General features: G+C 59.1%; 16 protein-coding genes and 1 tRNA gene. 1 reads left to right on the plus strand and 16 read right to left on the minus strand.

Features of this window, described 5'->3' with window-relative positions:
• Positions 1-433 precede the first annotated feature (433 nt).
• From rplT to recJ, 9 genes are all read right to left on the minus strand, one after another.
• Positions 434-793 carry a 50S ribosomal protein L20 gene (rplT, locus tag I2F59_RS05065; protein ID WP_006234421.1) on the minus strand — a complete coding sequence of 120 codons (360 nt, stop codon included), beginning with the start codon at positions 791-793 and terminating at the stop codon, positions 434-436.
• A gap of 46 nt (positions 794-839) precedes the next feature.
• On the minus strand, positions 840-1,031 hold the full coding sequence (rpmI, locus tag I2F59_RS05070) for a 50S ribosomal protein L35 (RefSeq protein WP_006234422.1): 192 nt from the start codon (positions 1,029-1,031) through the stop codon (positions 840-842).
• Between the two features lie 32 nt (positions 1,032-1,063).
• Positions 1,064-1,633 carry a translation initiation factor IF-3 gene (gene infC / locus I2F59_RS05075; protein WP_006234423.1) on the minus strand — a complete coding sequence of 190 codons (570 nt, stop codon included), beginning with the start codon at positions 1,631-1,633 and terminating at the stop codon, positions 1,064-1,066.
• A gap of 432 nt (positions 1,634-2,065) precedes the next feature.
• Positions 2,066-2,152: transfer RNA gene (locus I2F59_RS05080), tRNA-Leu, on the minus strand.
• A gap of 39 nt (positions 2,153-2,191) precedes the next feature.
• The gene (locus I2F59_RS05085) at positions 2,192-3,625 is read right to left on the minus strand and encodes a transglutaminase-like domain-containing protein (RefSeq protein ID WP_195503461.1); all 1,434 of its coding nucleotides are present in this window, start codon (positions 3,623-3,625) and stop codon (positions 2,192-2,194) included.
• A gap of 351 nt (positions 3,626-3,976) precedes the next feature.
• Positions 3,977-4,843 carry a class II fructose-1,6-bisphosphate aldolase gene (gene fba, locus I2F59_RS05090; RefSeq protein ID WP_117840144.1) on the minus strand — a complete coding sequence of 289 codons (867 nt, stop codon included), beginning with the start codon at positions 4,841-4,843 and terminating at the stop codon, positions 3,977-3,979.
• A 194-nt stretch (positions 4,844-5,037) separates the two neighbouring features.
• Positions 5,038-5,721 carry an MBL fold metallo-hydrolase gene (locus I2F59_RS05095; protein WP_324249581.1) on the minus strand — a complete coding sequence of 228 codons (684 nt, stop codon included), beginning with the start codon at positions 5,719-5,721 and terminating at the stop codon, positions 5,038-5,040.
• Between the two features lie 88 nt (positions 5,722-5,809).
• The gene (locus I2F59_RS05100) at positions 5,810-8,170 is read right to left on the minus strand and encodes a RelA/SpoT family protein (RefSeq protein ID WP_195503463.1); all 2,361 of its coding nucleotides are present in this window, start codon (positions 8,168-8,170) and stop codon (positions 5,810-5,812) included.
• Between the two features lie 15 nt (positions 8,171-8,185).
• A complete protein-coding gene (gene recJ / locus I2F59_RS05105; protein ID WP_195503464.1) occupies positions 8,186-11,473 on the minus strand; it encodes a single-stranded-DNA-specific exonuclease RecJ in 3,288 nt (1,095 codons plus the stop codon).
• A 274-nt stretch (positions 11,474-11,747) separates the two neighbouring features.
• Here recJ and I2F59_RS05110 point away from each other — a divergent pair, with 274 nt between their 5' ends.
• Entirely contained in the window at positions 11,748-12,746 is a 999-nt protein-coding gene (locus I2F59_RS05110) for a bile acid:sodium symporter family protein (protein WP_195503465.1), read from the plus strand.
• A 30-nt stretch (positions 12,747-12,776) separates the two neighbouring features.
• Here the strand turns inward: I2F59_RS05110 and I2F59_RS05115 are convergent, their stop codons facing one another.
• The 7 genes from I2F59_RS05115 to I2F59_RS05145 form a co-directional block, all read right to left on the minus strand.
• Positions 12,777-13,574, minus strand: coding sequence for a DUF4931 domain-containing protein (locus tag I2F59_RS05115; protein ID WP_195503466.1), 798 nt, complete (start codon positions 13,572-13,574; stop codon positions 12,777-12,779).
• Between the two features lie 3 nt (positions 13,575-13,577).
• On the minus strand, positions 13,578-14,255 hold the full coding sequence (locus I2F59_RS05120; RefSeq protein WP_195240671.1) for a copper homeostasis protein CutC: 678 nt from the start codon (positions 14,253-14,255) through the stop codon (positions 13,578-13,580).
• 175 nt (positions 14,256-14,430) lie between these two features.
• Positions 14,431-15,144 (minus strand): ABC transporter ATP-binding protein, encoded by a 714-nt coding sequence (locus I2F59_RS05125; protein ID WP_215694175.1) that lies wholly within the window; start codon positions 15,142-15,144, stop codon positions 14,431-14,433.
• On the minus strand, positions 15,145-16,005 hold the full coding sequence (locus I2F59_RS05130; RefSeq protein WP_118206116.1) for an ABC transporter ATP-binding protein: 861 nt from the start codon (positions 16,003-16,005) through the stop codon (positions 15,145-15,147).
• On the minus strand, positions 15,995-17,074 hold the full coding sequence (locus tag I2F59_RS05135) for a branched-chain amino acid ABC transporter permease (protein ID WP_195240665.1): 1,080 nt from the start codon (positions 17,072-17,074) through the stop codon (positions 15,995-15,997). Before I2F59_RS05135 ends, I2F59_RS05130 begins: the two co-directional genes overlap by 11 nt.
• 9 nt (positions 17,075-17,083) lie before the next feature.
• Positions 17,084-17,965: a branched-chain amino acid ABC transporter permease gene (locus tag I2F59_RS05140; protein WP_035137220.1), complete on the minus strand. Its 882-nt coding sequence runs from the start codon at positions 17,963-17,965 to the stop codon at positions 17,084-17,086.
• Positions 17,966-18,104: 139 nt separating this feature from the next.
• Positions 18,105-19,292 (minus strand): ABC transporter substrate-binding protein, encoded by a 1,188-nt coding sequence (locus I2F59_RS05145; RefSeq protein ID WP_006234442.1) that lies wholly within the window; start codon positions 19,290-19,292, stop codon positions 18,105-18,107.
• Between the last annotated feature and the right edge of the window lie 184 nt (positions 19,293-19,476).

A 19,476-nucleotide genomic window follows, 5' to 3' on the forward strand; every position in this document is an offset into this window, starting at 1 on the left:
CCTCTCGGCGGCCTTGCGAAAAACAAATCCAAGTTAGACCATTTCAAATGGTTCGATGTCTGCCCGGATGCGACACTGAAGTGAGTGTCCATCCTCGCAGTATCCGGTTCTCAAGGTGCACGCCCCGCGGCTGATCCGGTCCGACCGGGCCGCGCGGCAAGGAGATATATTGCCAGACCGGAGGGCCCCCGGGGGCGGGAATCTGGGCGTACACATTTCCTACACAATATATTGCTTTCTATAGGTAATAGAAAGACTGGTGCGGATCTTCCGCACGTATCAGATGATGACCCTTTGGTTCAGGAATACATAGAGATCGGTCACCTGTAAGTGTTTATCTACCCGCGCTTTTAGCAATGTAAACCGCGCTTCAGATAAAAAGAGGGAGCGCCGCGCACAACGCGACACTCCCCCAGCGATTCAAGAGAATCTATTAGGCCTCGAGAGCCTTCTTGGCGATGGTAGCCAGCTCGTTGAAGGACTCGATGTCCTCGTAAGCCATCTGAGCCAGGACCTTGCGGTCGAGCTCGATGCCGGCAACCTTCAGACCGTGCATGAACTGAGAGTAAGAGATGTCGTTCAGGCGAGCAGCAGCGTTGATACGGGTGATCCAGAGAGAACGGATCTCGCGCTTCTTGTTGCGGCGATCACGATACTGATACTGCAGGGAGTGCTGGACCTGCTCTTTAGCATGCTTGTAAGTACGCGAAGCGGCACCGTAGTAACCCTTCGCACGGTGCATAACGGTACGGCGCTTCTTCTTGGCGGCAACAGCGCGCTTAATACGTGCCATGTTCTATCAACTCCTAGACGGTAAAACGAAAAACGGGAACGCGAACTTAGGCGAGACGCGACTTGATGACCTTGCGGTCGGCAGCGGCGATCTCGGTCTCCTGACGGAAGCCACGCTTACGCTTGGTGGACTTCTTGCTCAGGATGTGGCTCTTGAAAGCCTTGGCGCGCATAAGCTTGCCGGTACCAGTCTTGCGGAAACGCTTCTTGGTGCCGCTGTGGGACTTCATCTTAGGCATGAAATACTCCTTAATCGGTTACAGAACACTAGTTACTTGGTATCGCTTGCCGCTTTATCCTCATCGAAGGCGCCCTTAATCGGGGCGAGCAGCATAAGCATGTTACGGCCTTCCATCTTAGGCTTGGACTCGACCGTAGCGTAAGGCTTGAGATCCTCGGCGAGGCGCTCGAGAACGTTAAGGCCCTGCTCCGGGTGAGCCATCTCACGGCCGCGGAACATGATGGTGATCTTAACGCGTGCGCCCTTCTTGAGGAAACGCAGAACGTGGCCCTTCTTGGTCTCGTAGTCGCCAACGTCGATCTTGGGTCGGAACTTCATTTCCTTGACCTCGACCTTGGACTGGTTCTTACGAGCAGCCTTGGCCTTCATGGCCTGCTGGTACTTGAACTTACCGTAGTCCATGACCTTGCAGACCGGCGGCTCCGCGTTGGGAGCGATCTCGACCAGGTCGAGACCCTGATCGTCGGCGACGCGCTGGGCATCGCGGATGGCGAACAGGCCGAGCTGAGAGCCATCGACGCCAATCAAACGGCACGAAGATGCAGTGATCTCGTCGTTGATGCGGGTGTCATCAGACTTAGCTATTTTCCCTACCTCCATTCATAAAAAAAATAACCCGGCGCTTCTCAACAACCAGGTCGTACACATAGACTTCCTCGATTTGAGGAAGGGAATCTAAGTTGTATGACCAGTCAGCTGCTCATTGGCGCCAAAAGGTGGGAACCCTCGGGTTCCTCTTTAGGGCATTGCGGGAACAACGCCTTGCGAATAATAACACGTACAGCGCGTTATCACATTACGTACACGAAAAAGAGGCCTTGACCCCCTTGAACGCTCGCTTGCATGTATGGTGCCCGAGGCGAGACTCGAAGGGCCTTCGCTTCGCGAAGCCCCGGGCTTCGGGCGCGTTGCGCCCTCGCCACGCTCCGCTACAAACAGGCCACAGGCCTTTTTGCTTAACGCTTCGCGCGCTCACGCGAGTTCGGCACGAAAAAGGGGGCCGCAACCCCCTTGACCGCTCACTTGCATGTATGGTGCCCGAGGCGAGACTCGAACTCGCACGTTGTTGCCAACGGTGGATTTTGAGTCCACTGCGTCTGCCAATTCCGCCACTCGGGCACGCAATGCGTGAGTTAGTTTATCACAGCTTTCTACCGATTAGTCCGAAAATGGAACTTCGAGCATTTCGATAAGCTCAACCTTGCGTAACATCTCCCGCTTACGACATCCACGTCCGTCAACCGAGGCCTCGCCCATCTGGTTGTCATAGGGATCCTCGCGCATACCATCGAAAGCAGGCACAAATTCAGCCTGGAATCGATTGTTGGCCACCATACGCCACGGGTCGAGATTGCCAAAGTAGTGACGGCGGCGCCACTCCTCCCCCATCCTGCGAGCAGAAGATCCAAATGACACGTCGGCGTTGAGCCAACCGGTCTGCGGCGTATAGAACTCTGCCCAGTCGTGCGACCCCACCGAATCGGGCGCAACGTACAGGCCGCTCTGCCAACGGGCAGGCACGCCCGCGATACGGCACATGGTGATAAACGCGAGCGCCATAACGCCGCAATCGCCGCGGAGTGAATGCGCGCAGTCATCGGCAATAGATCCCAAAAGCAAGTACGGCGGCTGATAACGATAGTCGATATGCTGCGTCAAATAATCATAGATAGCACGGGCGCGATCGAGCGGATCCTCGAGTCCGTCAACAACACCGGCCGTCAGCTGCTGCAGATACGGCGTGAATGCAATGTGCGGACGGTCCTCGGAAATATCCTCGGGCAGAGGCGCGTCCATACGCGGATGAACCGGAAGTGTGCCACCGTAGACATCACAATAAGCAGCATCGATGTGATAACGATAAGTCACCGAGAATGAGCGCTCACTCGAAGAAGACCACGAGGCGGTACGCGCCGAAGCGTTCGCGGGAGCAACAGCACCCTCCGGCGTCATGTCGAGAATCTCGACCCGAGACTGCTGACGGCAGGCAGCCGCGACGGGAAGCCAAGCGCAAACGGTCTCCCCCTCCAGAGCGCCGGGGACAGACACGGACGCTTTAAGCGTAATGACGCGAGCCAATCCGTTTTGCGACTCCATCTCCTCGAGCATCTGGTTGCGCAGCGCAATTCCGTCCGTAGAATCGGGACGCATGCCGGGGACCTCTTTGGGATATACGCGAAGCGAATCGAGGAAGTTATCGAGAACGAACAGCTCACCATCGATAAAGCGCCAGTCAATACGCTTACGGTCAATCAGATCGTTAAACTGCCCCTCGGTAAACTCAGGCCACTCCTCGCGAATCATCGCAATAGCTCGATCGCGCGACACCGAAAAATGAAGCGGCGTCTCAAGCATGCGATACCGCTCGGCACGAACGCAGGCAGCAAGCGAGGGATCGGGATTCTGCCCCAAAAGACGATCACAAGCCGCAACAGCCTGCGTCAAATATCCGGCATCCTTGAGACGAAGAATCTCGGGCGGCAGTCCAATATCGAGATGACGGAAATCATCACAGCAAACATCAACAGAGCAACCAACAGGACCCTCGTCAATAACCTTCCCATCCGAAGGCAGCACATTAATAACAGCCATACCAAACTCCAAGTCATTAGAACTCTTGAAGCCCATTGTAGCGAGGAAAAATAGAAAGCCCCAATAAAGGAACCCTCAACACCGATAAACGGTACCTCTAAAAATGAATTCAGCCCAGTAACCCTGTAGCGAGTTAACAAAGGAGGCCCCGTTTCCCCGGAGCTGATTCCGTCGCGCGACTTCTGGCGAAGCCAGTAGCCACCTTAATTCAGACTCGTAACCCTGCGGCGTTAAACGAAGGAAGCCCCGTCTCCCGGAACTGTTTCCTTGGCGCGACTTCTGGCGAAGCCAGGTGAGCGCAAAGGAAACAGTGTAGGGAGACGGGGCTTCCGACGGGAAGTTTAGCGACGCTTACGCCTTGTTGACGGAGCCAAACTCCTCCATGAGCTCCTTGGTGCGGGCAACGATGTTGTCGCGACCAGGCTTGAGGAGCTTGCGGGGGTCAAAGCCCTTGCCCTGCTGATCCTTGCCAGCCTCGATGTACTCGCGAACGCCCTTGGCAAAGACGAGCTGCAGATCGGTGTTGACGTTGATCTTGGAGATACCCAGGGAGATGGCCTTCTTGATCTGATCCTCGGGGATGCCGGTGCCACCGTGCAGGACGAGGGGCAGGTCGCCGGTCTGAGCCTTGATCTCGCCCAGGCGCTCGAAGGAAAGGCCAGCCCAGTCGGCAGGGTACACGCCGTGGATGTTGCCGATACCGCAGGCGAGGAAGTCGACGCCCAGGTCAGCAATCTGCTTGCACTCAGCAGGATCAGCGAGCTCGCCGCTGGAGGTCACGCCGTCCTCGGTGCCGCCGATGCCGCCGACCTCGGCCTCGATGGACATACCCTTGGAGTGGGCAAGCTCAACGAGCTCCTTGGTGCGGTCGAGGTTAAGCTGGAAGGTCTCCTCGTGAGAGCCGTCATACATGATGGACGTGAAGCCGGCCTCGATGCACTTGAAGCAGTCCTCGTAAGAACCGTGATCGAGGTGAAGGGCGACGGGAACGGTAACGCCCGTGGCCTCGACGGCAGCCTTGACCATGTCGGCGCAGACCTTGAAACCGCCCATCCACTTAGCGGCACCAGCGGTGCACTGAAGGATCAGCGGAGACTTGGCCTCCTCGGCGGCCTGGAGAATAGCCAGGGTCCACTCGAGGTTGTTGGTGTTGAAGGCACCGAGAGCGTACTTGCCGGCCTCGGCCTTCTTGAGCATGTCTGCTGCGTTGACGAGCATAAAAGAAACCTCCTGTAAGGTTGCTCCGATAACGCCTGAGATTTTACCACGACATACCCGAGCATAAACGTTCGTTTGTTCACGAATACCATCCGATTGGACAAATTTTGACCGTTTGCCCCACAGAATCGACCCACTGGGGAAAATAGCTTGACGATTGAGCGGTCTTCGTGGTTCGAAAGACGGCTTCGAGCCTACATCTGCATAAACGGATTCTGCATAAGTTCGCGCGCCATCGTGGTCGAATCGCCATGGCCCGTCAAGCAAACGGTATCGGGCGGAAGCGTCTTGGCAAGTTTGGAGAGCGAGCGCATAATCGCCGCCTCGTCACCGCCGGAAAGATCGGTACGACCGTGGCTGCCCGGGAAAAGCGTGTCGCCCACAAAGGCGATGTTCCCCTGCTCGGTCGCGGCGAACAGGACGATGCCGCCCGGCGTATGCCCCGGCGTCTCGATCACCTGCAGGCAGATATCGCCCAATTCAATCGTATCGCCCTCGGCAAGCAGCCGCGTCGGCTCGCCCGGATCGGGCGTCTCAATACCCCACATGGCGCGCTGCTCCTCGATATTCGCGCGAGGTACCGTCACGTCCTTAGCGCACAACTCATATAGTGCGCCGTCACCAACGACAGATCGAACCCCGGCGACCCCGCCAACATGGTCGGCATGACCGTGCGTGCAGACAGAGCCGAGTACGCGAACCTCGGGATGCGCGGTGCGGATATGCTCCACAAGACGCTCGCCCTCCCACGCCGGATCGACGATTAAGCACTCGTCATTCGAAATCACGGCGTAACTGTTGGTCTGAATCGGGCCGTTGACGAGCACCTCAATCGAAGCCGCGCCTCGGGGTGTCAGGTCCAAAGTCATACCGTCCATGCGCATGCCCTCCTTCTAAAATACGTTTGAGGCACCAAACGATGCCTCAAACGTAACCAATATCTATGATGCTGAGAGGCTCTCGCACCTACACACGGCGCTTGAGCTGAGCTCCGCCTTCGCCGGGCATAAGACGGCGCGCGTCGTAGACCGAATCGACACTGCTGATGGAAGCCAGCAGCGGATCCAGACCACTCGCGTCCGAGATCTCGACCATAAAGCGCAGGGTTGCAATACCCTCGCGGTTGGTCGACGTGGCGGCAGAAAGGATATTGCCGCCCGCATCGCCAATGGCAATGGTGACATCCTTGAGCAGGCCCATGCGGTCCAAGCACTCGACCACGATCTCGACCTGGAAGAGGGTGTCAGCAGCGCCGTCCCACTCCACATCGATCATGCGCTCGGGATGTTCCATAAGACCCTTGACGTTGGGGCAGTTGGCGCGATGCACCGAAACGCCACGACCGCGCGTGATGAAGCCGACGATGTCGTCACCCGTCACGGGGTTGCAGCAATGAGCCAGACGGACCAGCAGGCCACTGTTGCTCTCGCCCTTGACGATAATGCCGTTACTGGCGCTCTTGCCGCGCTTTTGAGGCTTGCGGTTGGAGCCGCGAGCGGGCTGCTTCACGACCTCGGCGATAGCCTCGGCCTTGGTGAGCTGTTCCTCGGGCTTGGGGTCCAAGATTTGCTCGACCTTATTGCCCACAGCGCGCGAGGCAACCTTACCGGCGCCGACGGCGGCAAACAGGTCCTCGAGCTGCTTGAAGTTAAACTGCTCCGCCACGGCATTGAGCGCACGCGTCGAACGCGGCGTAGAAATGCCATAGCCACGCTTACGCAGATCCTTGGCCAGCATATCGCGACCGGCGGCAGCGTCGTCGTCCTTGGTCGCAGCGGCAAAATAGCGGCGGATCTTTGACTTGGCGGAAGGTGTCTTAACGATCTTGAGCCAATCGCGCGACGGCTTGGAACTCTTGTTAGTCAGGATTTCAACGCGGTCGCCCGTCTTGATCTCGTGCGTGAGCGGAGCCACCGCACCGTTGATTTTGGCGCCGACGCAGTGGTTTCCCACCTCGGTGTGAACGGCATAGGCAAAGTCGAGCGGCGTTGAACCGGCACGAAGCGCCATGACCTCGCCTTTGGGCGTGAAGACAAAGATCTCCTGATCGAACAGATCGACCTTCAGCGAGTGCAGGTATTCCTTGGCATCGGTGATCTCGTCGGAAGCCGCCCAATCGAGCGAATGCTTGAGCCAGTTGATCTGGTCGTCCAAACGTTGAGCGTCATTGGTCTTGGAAGCAGACGATCCGCCCGACTTCTTATATAGCCAGTGAGCGGCAATGCCGTACTCGGCCTGCTCATGCATCTCGTAGGTTCGAATCTGAATCTCGAGCGGACGAGCCGTAGGGCCGATGACCGTCGTGTGGAGCGACTGGTAGTTATTGACCTTGGGCATGGCGATATAGTCTTTAAAGCGACCAGGCATGGGGTGCCACAGCGTATGCACCGCACCGAGCGTGGAGTAACAATCGCGCACCGAATGGGTAATAACGCGCAGCGCCACCAGGTCGTAGATCTCGGAGAACTCCTTGCCCTTGCGCTTCATCTTTTGGTAGATGGACCAATAGTGCTTGGAGCGGCCGTTGATCTGGAAGTCCTCCAGACCAATGCGGTTGAGCTCATCGGTAAGCGTCTTGATGGTCTCGGCAAGGTAGCGCTCGCGGACCTCGCGCGACTCAGCCACCATGCGCGCGATGCGCTGGTAGGCATCGGGCTCCAGGTAGAAGAAAGACAGATCCTCGAGCTCCCACTTAATAGAGCTCATGCCCAGGCGGTCAGCCAAGGGCGCGTACACGTCCATGGTCTCGCGAGCCTTAAACAGGCGACGATCCTCGCGCAGAGCTGCCAGCGTACGCATGTTGTGCAGACGGTCGGCAAGTTTAACGATGATGACGCGAATGTCCTTGGACATGGCGAGAAACATCTTGCGCAGCGTGAGCGCCTGCTTCTCGTCCATGCTGTCGACTTCGATGTTGGTGAGCTTGGTCACGCCATCGACGAGTTCGGCAACGGTTTCGCCAAACAGGCCGGAAACATCGGCGAGCGAGGTCTCGGTGTCCTCGACGGTATCGTGCAACAGCGCGGCGCACACCACGTCACAATCCATCTTGAGATCGGCCAGAATGATAGCCACCTCGACAGGATGGTTGATGTACATCTCACCCGAGCGGCGCTTTTGGTTACAGTGTTTCTCGGCGGCAAAGCAGTAGGCTTGCTCCACCTTGGAGAAGTCGTCCTCATTCATATATTTGAGGCACAAGCGCTCCAGCTTGTCGTAGCTGTCCGCCATAATCTCGGGCGGCAGCTCATCGGCATGCTTATAGTGCTCCATCTCCGAAAACGGCTGGAGGGTGGAATCATGGGCGGTACGGGCTGCGGCATCCATCGAGGTCCCCTTCCCCTAAGCCCGCGGTACGATCGGGCGGTTAACTTTGGCTAGCATATCAGAAGCGCACGAATCGAGCGCCCAACTCCGGAAAGCCGAGAACTCCATGCGCGAGCGCAAGCCCTCCAAATAGCGAATTGACCTGCTCAATTGCACGCGGCCGGGGTTTTCGGCCATCGCGATGCGACGGGTGTCGTCAAACCCCGAAACGCGACAAAAACCAAGCTCTTCGAAGATTCCCAGGCCGCTTTCCACCGAGCGCTCGTCGACCGGCGTGCGAGCATCGATGGCAAGGCACATCTGCGCGATGTCGATATCGCTCGCACTAAAGGAATCGTCCCCGGTCTTGCCGCGGTTGGAGCGCCACATGGTCTGCAGCGCGCGATAGAGCGTGACAAGCTCGTCGCGCTCGGGCGCATAGCAGTCGAGTAGGCGCTCGTTAATACGGGCGTCGCGCGACGAATAGAGTAGATGGATCACGGCGGGCTGGCCATCGCGACCGGCGCGGCCGCTCATCTGGTTAAACTCAATGCCGCCAAACGGCATGTGATAGAGCACGACATGGCGAATATCGGGCAGGTTGACGCCCTCGCCAAAGGCGGATGTCGAGACGATGCAGCTGAGGCTGCCGTCTCGAAACGCCTCCTCTACGCGATGGCGGTCGGTGCGCGTAAGGCCAGCGTTATAGAACGCGATACGGGTCGCACAGTCGGGAACGCGTTTGCGTAGTGTCTTGGCGAGCGCCACGGACTGGTCGCGCGAATTGACGTAAATGACGGTCTTCTCCCCCGTCGCCACGATCGACACCAAACGGTTCTCGCGACTTGCAAGATCACGGTCGTCCTCGAGCTGCAGGTTCTCGCGCACCGTCTCGTCGACCACCGTGTGAGTGATCGGAAGCATGCGGGCAAGCTCGGCCACGACCGGAGCCGTCGCGGTGGCAGTCGTGGCCAGAACGACCGGGTCGCCCAGGGCTTTGAGGATATCGGGCATGTCGAGATAGGCGCTGCGGTCGCCGCCCTTGGCAAGGCCAGCGTGGTGCGCCTCATCGATAACGACAAAACCGATGCGCCCCGAACGCGCAAAGCGGTCGCGGTGAATGGACAGGAACTCGGGCGTCGTGAGCACGATGCCGGTACGGCCCGAAGCCAAGCCGGCAAACACGTCATCGCGCGCCGCCTCCACGGTCTCGCCGGTCAGCACGCCAACGCCAATGCCAAGCGATGCCATCGTCGACGAGAGGTGATAGGCCTGGTCGGCAACAAGCGCACGCAGCGGATAGACAAAGATGCTCGCACGTCCGCGAAGCACCGCCTCACGCGCGGCATGTACATGGAAGATGAGCGACTTGCCGCGCCCCGTTCCCATAACGGCCAGAACACTTTGGTGATCGGCCAGGGCATCGAGCGCCTCGACCTGCGCGCGGTGCGGCTGGTTCGAGCCGATAAAGCTATGGATAAGCGAGCGCGTGAGCTCGGTATAGGAAAGCTGGGCGAGCGTCTCGCGCTTGCGCGACTCCAGGCGCAGGCCAGAATCCGCCGGCTGCACGCCACGACGAAGCTCGCATGCCGGATCGTCGACGCCGGGCAGCGTGGTATCGCGGACCAGAACATCCTTGATCATGAGCTTGGGCTTCACACGCCCCTGCCAATGCTCGGCAACGGCCTCAAACACCAAGTCGACAGCGCTATCGCAGTTGATGAGCTTATCGATTTGCGGCACGCGGAACATAATGGCCGGCACGCTCGCGGCGCCATCGGTCGCCACAAAGCGCATGTGCTCGCCGGTCTTACCCACCACGGCGCGATCGCACATCGTCACGCCCTCGGCAGCCAGCAGCGGCACCTTATTACCCTGGCCAAACGGCTCAAGGCGGGAAATCTGCTCTATAGTCTCGATATTCAGCTCGGAAAGGTCGACCGTGGCGGCAACCTCGTCGATGTCTTCAAAGTCCTCAGCGGGAATCTCCGATAGCACGGCGGAAAGGCGACGACGGAATTCATCGAGCTTGGATGCCTCGATGGTCACACCCACCGCACCGGCATGTCCGCCGCGACGAATCAGCAGGTCGGAACAGCGCTCGACGGCGTCAAACAGGTTAACTTTGCCCACCGAGCGACCAGAGCCGCGCGCGATACCGTCCTCGATCGAGAACAGCAGCGCCGGCACGTGATAGCGGTTGGTCAGACGGCTTGCCACGATGCCCTTGACGCCCTCGTGCCAGCCTTCGCCGCCCACAACGATCGCGCGCCCGCCGTCATAGGTCTCCTCGACCTTTGCCATGGCATCGCGCGTGAGCTCCGCCTCGATCTCACGGCGCTGGCGGTTGATTTCCTCGAGCTCAGCCGCCAGCGCGCTTGCTTCGATGGGATTGCGGGCAAGCAGCAGGTCGAGCGCCAGCTTGGGATCGGCCATGCGGCCGGCAGCGTTTAAGCGGGGAATGAGCGAGAATGACAGGCCATCCGCCGTAATGCTCGAAAGGTCCGCCTTGGCAAGCGCGGCAAGCGCGATATAGCCGGGGCGAGCGGTTACGCGCATCTGCTGGATGCCCTCGGCAACCAGCGCGCGGTTCTCGGGCGTGAGCGGCATCATGTCGGACACGGTGCCAAGCGCCGCGACCTCGATTAGCGAACGCCAATACGACGGCTTGCCCAGGCGCTCACCCAGGACTTGCACCAGCTTGAGCGCCACACCAGCACCGGCAAGCTCGCGCGAGGGGCCCTCGTCCTCGAGCTTGGGGTCGGTCAGGGGCACACCCTGCGGCACCTGGTCGGAGGGCTCGTGATGGTCCGTGACCACCAAATCGATCCCCAGGTCCTCCAAATAGGAAACCTCTTCCTTGGCGGCAATGCCGTTATCGACGGTCACGATCAGCTGGGGGCGAGCGAGCTCGTTAACGCGGTCGAGTGCCGCGCGCGAAAGACCGTAGCCCTCATCAAAGCGATGCGGAATAAACGGCGTGACATCGGCGCCAAACGTGCGCAGCGCCTCGGTCAACAGGCAGGTCGACGTAATACCGTCAACGTCAAAATCGCCAAAGACTGCAATGTGCTCGTGGTTGCGAATAGCACGCTCGACGCGGTCGGCAACGACCGACATGCCCGGGATAATGAGTGGATCGGCCCAGTCGCGATCGAGCGAAGGCGTCAAAAACAATTGGCCCTCTTTGATGGAGCCAATGCCGTGCGCGACCATAATGCGCGCCACCAGCCCGGGAATGCCCAGACCAGCCGAAAGCTCCTTTTCGAGCTCGGGGTTTTGCTGAGCGACCGCCCAGCGATGCGTCGTCTTAAGCGATGACATAGGCGCCCACCCCCGATAGGGGCAGGTCGCCGCGATACCTCTCACGGTTCATAGCGATGAGTCCTCTGTGTATGCCCGCTTCGGCAGGCAGATCTGTTGAACGGATTTATTATACCGTGCGGCGCGGACGCAAATCGCCGCAGCACGCCGCGGTTTCGGTAAACGATGCCGGTAATAGCCTCGAAATAATCGAGCGTTTCAGCCGCACGGACGCATACGAGCGTCTAGCATATCCATACAAACGAGTTCGCGGATAAAGGGAGTCACGGGACATATGAAGCAATGGACTGGACTGGGAAAGTTCCTCGCGGGGCATATGCAGGTCATCGTTCCGATTTGCGTGGCGCTCGGCGTGCTCTTTCCCCAGCAGATTGGCGTGCTCAAGCCCATTGTTCCCGCCCTCTTCGCCTTTATGACGTTTCAGGGTGCGCTCAGCAACACCTTCCACCAGGTAGCCGAGGTGTTCCGCCGTCCCCTGCACCTGATTTTGGCACTGCTCGTCTCGGCGGCGCTTATTCCCATCGCGGCCTATGCCATGGGATCGTTATTCTTTGGCTCCAATCCCAACCTTGTCTGCGGCATCGTGCTCGAGTACAGCGTACCCGTGGCGGTCACTGCCTTTATGTGGATTAGCATGTTCGGCGGCAACGGCCCGCTCGCGCTCACCATCATCCTGACGTCCTCGGTTATCTCCCCTGTGACGATTCCGCTCACGCTCAAGCTCCTGCTGGGCGCCACCGTCTCGATCGATGTGCCGAGCATGATGCAAGACATGGCCTTTATGATCGCCATCCCCGCCGTGCTCGGCATCGTGATCAACGAGCTCACGCGCGGATGGGGGCACGAAAAACTCTCCCCCGTGCTCTCGCCCGCCTGCAAATTCATGATGATGGGCGTTATCGCCTCCAACTCCACCGCCATGAGCGAGTACGTGCTGCACATGAACGCGGTGCGCTTGGAAGTCGCCCTCTTTATTTTGGTCTTCGCCATCAGTGGCTTTGTCGTCGGTTTTCTGGTCGCCCATACGCTGCATCTGCCATATAGCGAGACGACCACCATGTGCTTTACCTGCGGCATGCGTAACATCTCTTCGGGCGCCGTCATCGCCACGCAGTACTTTCCGGGCGAAGTCGTGTTTCCCGTCATGTGCGGAACGCTGTTTCAGCAGGTACTCGCCTCGCTTATCGGGCATCTCTTTGAGCGTCTGACCGGCGAGGAGCGCGCCGCCCAGCGCAAGCGCGCCGAAGCCGGCCGCGACGCCATGGCACGCTAGACTGTCCGCATTACGCGGGTGTTAGTCTTGCTATACGAGCGTTTCCAGATGCGCACGCAGGCGCTCAGCATCGATATCGAGCGTTGTCTCAGCATTGACCTGGGCCAAACGATAGCCGACAAAGTAGGGCGAAACCACCCAACGTGGCAGCGCCTTGGCAACGGTCCGACCGCCCAGGTGATAGAAGAACAGGTTGTACGACTCTGCGCGACCACCGTGGTGCTCGTTCAGGATATAGCGCAGAGCTACCTGGATCGCATCGGCGAAGAGATCCGCCTCGGCTTGGTCTCTCGTGTCATCGCTGGCAGCGATTCCCTGCGGGGCTGAAACGTTGATCTCAAAGAACCCCATGATCGGTTCGGTTGAGATGTCGACCGAGATTCTCCCCTGTTGCCAGACGCTGATGCCTTCAAAGTTGGCTGAGGCCAGCGCCGCATAGCCGTCCTCCTGTTCCAAGCCCACAATCTGCATGTGTGGATGGACGAGGCTGCCGCCCGAAAGCGGGCCTTTGTTCTTGTACATGAGCACACTGCAGTACTGTTGGGAATCGATCATCTGCTGCCAACAGCCCAGGGCAAACCGCATCACATGATGCAGCTCATCCGGTTCATAGGTCACCAGGTCGGCGTCGTGATTGGCAGACTCGATCAATACGGTCTGACGTGTGGCCCGCAATGTCTTGAACTTATTCTCGAGCCAGATGCAGTCACCATCGCGCTGGATGATGTTGGCAAGCCCCTCCGTGTCGCAAAAGGGGCACGCGGTGCCAGGGCGACGATTATCGTCGGGCTTACCGCTCGCCTGCTGGACATCGAATACAAGTGCCACGGGCTACACCTCCAGCGGCACAATCTTGGTGCCATGGAGCTCGGAGACGCCCAGTGCCGCCGCCACGGTATCGCGGTTGACCGTGGAAATGCCGCCGCCGGGAAGGATGGTCAAGCGGTCGCCCGCATACTCGATTAAGCGGGCCAGGTTTTCGAAGTTGTCCTCGATCGGCGTACCGGCAGCACCACCATGCGTCAAGATGCGTGTGATGCCGCAGTCGGCGAGTATGTCAATCGCGTCGAGCTGAGCCTCGGGCGAGAGCTGATCAAACGCCATGTGGAAGGTGATGTCGATGGGCTCACGCTTGCATTCCTCGGTCGCGCAGCCCGCGGCCATCACGAGAGCGCCCAACGTAAGCTCGTCGAGTGCCCATCCGCCAGCGCGGGGCTTGCAGCAGCCAAAGACTAAGCCGTCAACGCCGGCGCTCACGGCAAGGCCCAGGTCCATCTCCATCATACGCAACTCGTCCTGGTTGTAGTGAAAGTCGCCGCCACGCGGGCGAATCATGCACATCACCCGCGCATCGTGCTCGTGTGCATAGTTGGTCGTAGCGCTGATAACGCCGGCCGAAGGCGTGGTGCCACCAACGGCAAGGTTGTCGCACAGCTCGATACGCCTTGCACCGGCATCGATAGCCGCCGGCACCCGCTCAAAGTTCTCGGCACAAAACTCGTACAGCATAGATAGACCCCCAAAGACAGCAGATGTTTTCCGACGGGCATTGTCACACACCCCCATGAAGTTGCGGTGGAATAGGGACTCTTTTGGCCTCTGGAGCCCGTATTCAGTCCCTATTTCACCGCAACTTAAAAAGGGGCGCTGACTGAGATAGTCAGCGCCCCTTTTGTTAGGTGGGTTAGCCTCCGAGGTAGGCTTTGCGGACGTTGTCGTCATGCAGGAGCTCTTGGCCGGTGCCGGTCATGGTGATCTTGCCGGTCTCGAGCACGTAACCGCGTGTGGCGATGGAAAGCGCCATCTGCGCGTTTTGCTCGACCAGAAGCACCGTGGTGCCGGCCTTGTGCAGGTCCTCGACAATCTGGAAGATCTGTTCGATCAGAATCGGTGCCAGACCCATGGAAGGTTCGTCGAGCATAAGCAGTTTGGGGTTACTCATAAGGGCGCGCCCCATAACGAGCATCTGCTGCTCGCCACCTGAAAGGGTGCCGGCGACCTGGCGACGACGTTCCTTCAGGCGCGGGAACTGCTCGTAGACGCGCTCCAGGCCCGGAGCAATTGTGGACTTGAGCTGTGTATAGGCGCCCATCTCCAGGTTCTCCTCGACCGTCATCTGCAAAAAGGCGCGACGACCCTCGGGAACCTGAGCCAGGCCCTTACCAACCAGCTTATCAGCGGGCGTATGGGTAATGTCCTCGCCCATAAACTTGATGGAGCCGGTCTTGGAGCGCAGCAGGCCCGAGACGGTCTTGAGCGTTGTGGACTTGCCGGCACCGTTGGCACCAATCAAGGCCACGATCTCGCCCTCGTTAACGTTAAAGGAGATGTCCTTGATGGCGTGGATGGCGCCGTACCAGACGTTGATGTTGTAGACGGAAAGCATCGGCTCTGCCATTTAGTTCTCCCCCTTATCCTGCTTACCCAGATACGCCTCGATAACGGCGTCGTTGTTCTGGATTTCCTCCGCCGTACCCTTGGCGATAACCTTGCCAAAGTTAAGCACGCAGATGCCCTCGCAAATGTTCATAACGAGCGACATATCATGCTCGATAAGCATGATGGCGATGCCGAAGGTGTCGCGAATCTTGACGATGTTCGCCATGAGCTCTGCGGTCTCGGACGGGTTCATGCCGGCGGCAGGCTCGTCGAGCAGCAGCAGCTTGGGGTTAGTGGCAAGCGCGCGGACGATTTCCAGACGGCGCTGAGCGCCGTAAGGAAGCGAGCCGGCCTGCTCGTTTGCCAGGTGCTCCATGTCAAAAATGGACAGCAGCTCCATGGCGCGCTCGTGGGCGGCCTTCTCGTGCTTCCAATACGTCGGCAGGCGCAGCACGCCCTCAAAGCCGGAGTAGCGCTCCTGGTTGTGCAGGCCGACCTTAACGTTGTCCTCCACCGTCATGGTGTTGAACAGACGGATGTTCTGGAACGTACGGGCAATACCCATGCGGTTGACCTGGTAGACCGACTTGCCCGAAGTGTCCTCACCGTCGAGCAGGATGGTGCCGTGCGTAGGCTGGTACACCTTGGTGAGCAGGTTGAAGACCGTGGTCTTGCCGGCACCGTTGGGGCCGATGAGACCGGCAATCTCGGTCTTGCCGATAGTCAGGCTAAAGTCGTCGACTGCCTTAAGGCCACCGAACTCAATGCCCAGGTGGATGCACTCGAGTGCCGGGCGCTCGCCCAGGTCACGGTCGGGAACGATGGCGCCAGAAGGATACGGGACCATCTTGCCCTTGTTGAACTCAAATTTACTGGGCATCGGCTGCCACCTCCTTCTTGGAAGCAAAGCGGTCCTTGACGCGACCGAAGAACGCCTTGAGCTGCGGGTTGTTGGTAAAGATCATGACCAGGATCAACACGATGGCGTAGATGAGCATGCGGTAGTCCGAGAACTGACGGAGCAGCTCGGGAAGCACCGTGAGCAACGCCGCCGCGATGACGGAACCGCGCATGTTGCCCAGGCCGCCCAGGACCACGAACACCAGAATGAGGATCGACGTGTTGAAGTCGAACTTGGTGGCGGAGAGCTGCGAGAAGTTACCGCCGAAGAGAGCTCCGGCAGCACCGGCGAGGGCAGCGGAAACCACGAAGGCGATCATGCGGTACTCCGTGACGGAGATGCCTACGGACTCGGCTGCAATCTTGTTATCGCGCACGGCCATAATGGCACGGCCGGTACGGCTGCGGACCAGGTTGAGCACGATCACGAGTGTGACCATGACCAGGATGGCACCGGCGAGGAAGGTCGAGTACGTCGACACGCCCGAGGCGCCCTGGGCGCCCTTGATGATGGCGGTGCCGTCCTCGAGCAGGTGCAGGTCGTCGATCGTAGAGTTGCCCGTGATGTTAAAAATCACGTGCAGGCCGCGGGAGTCGACGCCCACAATGAGGCAGGTGACGATCTCTTTGATGATCTCGCCAAAAGCCAGGGTCACGATGGCCAGATAGTCGCCGCTCAGGCGCAGGACCGGGATACCAATCAAGAAGCCCAAGATGGCAGCGGCGATAGCGCCGACCACAATGCTGATGATCAGACGCATCGGATCGGACGGAACGGCGCTCTCCAGCGCGACGGCGGTGACGATGCCCGTGTAGGCACCGACGCTCATAAAGCCCGCGTGGCCCAGCGACAAGTCGCCCGCGATGCCGACGACGAGGTTGAGGGAAATGGCCATGACGATATAGGCCGTGATGGGAACCAGCTGACCGGCGATCATGCGCGGAATCATGTGGTTAGACTGCATAAAGAACACGATGGCGAAGGCCACGATGCACATGGCGTACGTGACAAAGTCGTGACGCGTCTGCTTGTCTTTAAGAAACTTCATAACGCTCACCTACACCTTCTCGGGGACGTACTTGCCCAAGAGGCCGGCAGGCTTGACGAGCAGGACGATGATCAAAACACCAAAGACGATGGAGTTGGCAAGGCTCGTGGAAATGTAAGCCTGCGCCATCGCCTCGATGATGCCGATGAGAATGCCACCGACAAAGGCACCGGGGATGGAGCCGATGCCGCCGAAGACGGCGGCGTCGAAGGCCTTGATGCCAGGCATGGCACCCGTCGTGGGCTGCAGCACCGGCGAGTAGGAGCACAGGAGCACGCCGGCGATGGCGGCGAGGGCGGAGCCGATGGCGAACGTCATCGAGATGGTGCGGTTGACGTTGATGCCCATGAGCTGAGCGGCGGCCTTGTCCTCGGACACGGCGCGCATGGCCTTGCCCATCTTGGTCTTACCTGTAAAGAACATCAGGCCGGCCATGATAACCAGGCAAGCGACGATGGTGACGAGCGAGACGGCGCTTACGTTGAACTTGGCCAAGAACTCCGGCACCTGGAAGGTGACGAGCGAAGTGAAGTTCTTGGGCGTGGCGCCCCACAGAAGCTGCGCGGCGTTCTGCAGGAAGTAAGACACGCCGATAGCCGTGATCAGAACGGCCAGCGGGCCTGCTTGGCGCAGCGGCTTATAGGCCAGACCCTCGATGAGAACGCCGAGAACCGTGCAGACCACACAAGAAAGAATTACAGATACCCAGCCCGGGAGGCCGAGATACGACGTGGCGCAGAACGAAACATAGGCACCGACCATGATGACGTCGCCGTGAGCGAAGTTCAGCATCTTGGCGATACCGTAGACCATGGTGTAGCCCAACGCGATGATGGCGTAGACGCTGCCCATGGACAGGCCGTTGACCAGGTATTGGATAAAGACCGTCATGTTCCACATCCCCCTTTCGAATAGGTTTCCAGTTGATGTATGAAACAGGGACGTTACATCGTCCCTAGATACCAAGCAAGCAGGGAAGGCCAAAACCTCCCCTGCTTGGGATCAAAACCGCTCTATGTAAGGCGGCCAATTAGGCCTGTACGTACTTGCCGTCGGTGATGACGTACGCCGTGGGCTCCTTCTGAACCTGGCCCTTATCGTTCCAGGTGAGCTTGCCGGTCAGACCGTCAACGGTAATCTTGAGCATAGCCTTGGACAGCTTCTCGGCGACCTCGGTCGGGTCGGCGTCGACACCAAGACCGGCCTCCTTGACGGCCTCGGCCACCGCGTGCACGCCGTCGTAGGCGTCGGCGGCAAACTGGTCGGGGGTATCGCCGTACTTATCCTTGTAAGCGTTAACGAAGTCGGCGTTCTTCTCGTCGTCGGCGGAGAACGGGGTCATGAGCAGCAGACCCTCAGCAAGAGAGGTATCGAAGCCCTCAACGCCCAGGATACCGTCCATGCCGTCGCAGCCCATCATCTTGACATCGTAGCCCATGTCCTTGGCGTTCTTGAGCAGGACGGACGCCGGCGTATAGTAGATCGGCGCAAAAATCATGGTGGCGCCAGCCTGCTTGGCCTTGGTCAGCTGGTTGGTAAAGCTCGTGGCGGAGTCGTCCTTAAAGGTCTCCTCGTCAACAATCTCGAGCTTGGACTCAGCGGCCTGGGCCTTAAAGGAATCTGCGATGCCCGAAGAATAGGCGTCGCCGGAGTTATAGAACAGCACGAACTTCTCGTCCGCATACTTCTGCGCCAGGAACTTGGCGGCGTTGACACCCTGGTTGGGGTCGGTGAAGCAAACCTGGAAGACGCAATCCTTGCCGTCGGTGACGTCCTCGGAGGACGCGGACGGGGTGATCATGAACGTCTTGGGGTCGTTACCACACTCTGCGGCAACGGCAACCGACGCACCCGTGGTAGTCGGGCCGACGAGGGCCTGCATGCCCCAGTCGAGCAGGGTGTTGAAGGCGTTGACGGCCTTCTCGCCATCGGCCTGGTCATCCTCGGCCTTGCTGGCAAGCGGCAGCTCCTTGGTCGAAAAATCCTTGCAGCCAAGCTCGACACCCTGGGTAACGGACTTGCCGTAGGACGCGTTGGCGCCGGTCAGCGGGCCGATGGTGCCGATCTTAAACGAAGCGTCGCTCGAAGCGGAACCGCTGTCGCCGCCGTTGGAGGAGCAGCCAGCTAGAATGGACATCGCCCCCAGACCTGCTGCGCTCGCGATAACGCTCCTGCGATTCATAACAGGGTTCAATGACTTACCGGTGAGGCTCGACATGCGGCTCTCCTCTCAAATCTCGTCGGGTTTCGGTTACCCGACAGGCCATCCTTCGCCGTGTTCGGCGTTCGCAAAATAGTAGACGCTTTAGTTGAGAAAAGTGGCGATTATTTCAACTTTTCTTTTGCTTTGTCCATTTATCCATATTTATGCGTATTTCTATCAGTTTATGCAGTTTAGCCAC

Origin of the sequence: Collinsella aerofaciens (assembly GCF_015556945.1) — a bacterium.
Taxonomy (GTDB): Bacteria; Actinomycetota; Coriobacteriia; order Coriobacteriales; family Coriobacteriaceae; genus Collinsella; species Collinsella aerofaciens_AO.

Bases quoted from the DNA above. Each gene is read 5' to 3' on its own strand.
- I2F59_RS05110 (WP_195503465.1), top strand. From the start codon at position 11,748: ATGAAGCAATGGACTGGACTGGGAAAGTTCCTCGCGGGGCATATGCAG.
- infC (WP_006234423.1), bottom strand. From the start codon at position 1,633: ATGGAGGTAGGGAAAATAGCTAAGTCTGATGACACCCGCATCAACGAC.
- I2F59_RS05100 (WP_195503463.1), bottom strand. From the start codon at position 8,170: ATGGATGCCGCAGCCCGTACCGCCCATGATTCCACCCTCCAGCCGTTT.
- I2F59_RS05125 (WP_215694175.1), bottom strand. From the start codon at position 15,144: ATGGCAGAGCCGATGCTTTCCGTCTACAACATCAACGTCTGGTACGGC.
- recJ (WP_195503464.1), bottom strand. From the start codon at position 11,473: ATGTCATCGCTTAAGACGACGCATCGCTGGGCGGTCGCTCAGCAAAAC.
- I2F59_RS05145 (WP_006234442.1), bottom strand. From the start codon at position 19,292: ATGTCGAGCCTCACCGGTAAGTCATTGAACCCTGTTATGAATCGCAGG.
- I2F59_RS05135 (WP_195240665.1), bottom strand. From the start codon at position 17,074: ATGAAGTTTCTTAAAGACAAGCAGACGCGTCACGACTTTGTCACGTAC.
- I2F59_RS05085 (WP_195503461.1), bottom strand. From the start codon at position 3,625: ATGGCTGTTATTAATGTGCTGCCTTCGGATGGGAAGGTTATTGACGAG.
- fba (WP_117840144.1), bottom strand. From the start codon at position 4,843: ATGCTCGTCAACGCAGCAGACATGCTCAAGAAGGCCGAGGCCGGCAAG.
- I2F59_RS05120 (WP_195240671.1), bottom strand. From the start codon at position 14,255: ATGCTGTACGAGTTTTGTGCCGAGAACTTTGAGCGGGTGCCGGCGGCT.
- rpmI (WP_006234422.1), bottom strand. From the start codon at position 1,031: ATGCCTAAGATGAAGTCCCACAGCGGCACCAAGAAGCGTTTCCGCAAG.
- rplT (WP_006234421.1), bottom strand. From the start codon at position 793: ATGGCACGTATTAAGCGCGCTGTTGCCGCCAAGAAGAAGCGCCGTACC.
- I2F59_RS05140 (WP_035137220.1), bottom strand. From the start codon at position 17,965: ATGACGGTCTTTATCCAATACCTGGTCAACGGCCTGTCCATGGGCAGC.
- I2F59_RS05095 (WP_324249581.1), bottom strand. From the start codon at position 5,721: ATGGACGGTATGACTTTGGACCTGACACCCCGAGGCGCGGCTTCGATT.
- I2F59_RS05130 (WP_118206116.1), bottom strand. From the start codon at position 16,005: ATGCCCAGTAAATTTGAGTTCAACAAGGGCAAGATGGTCCCGTATCCT.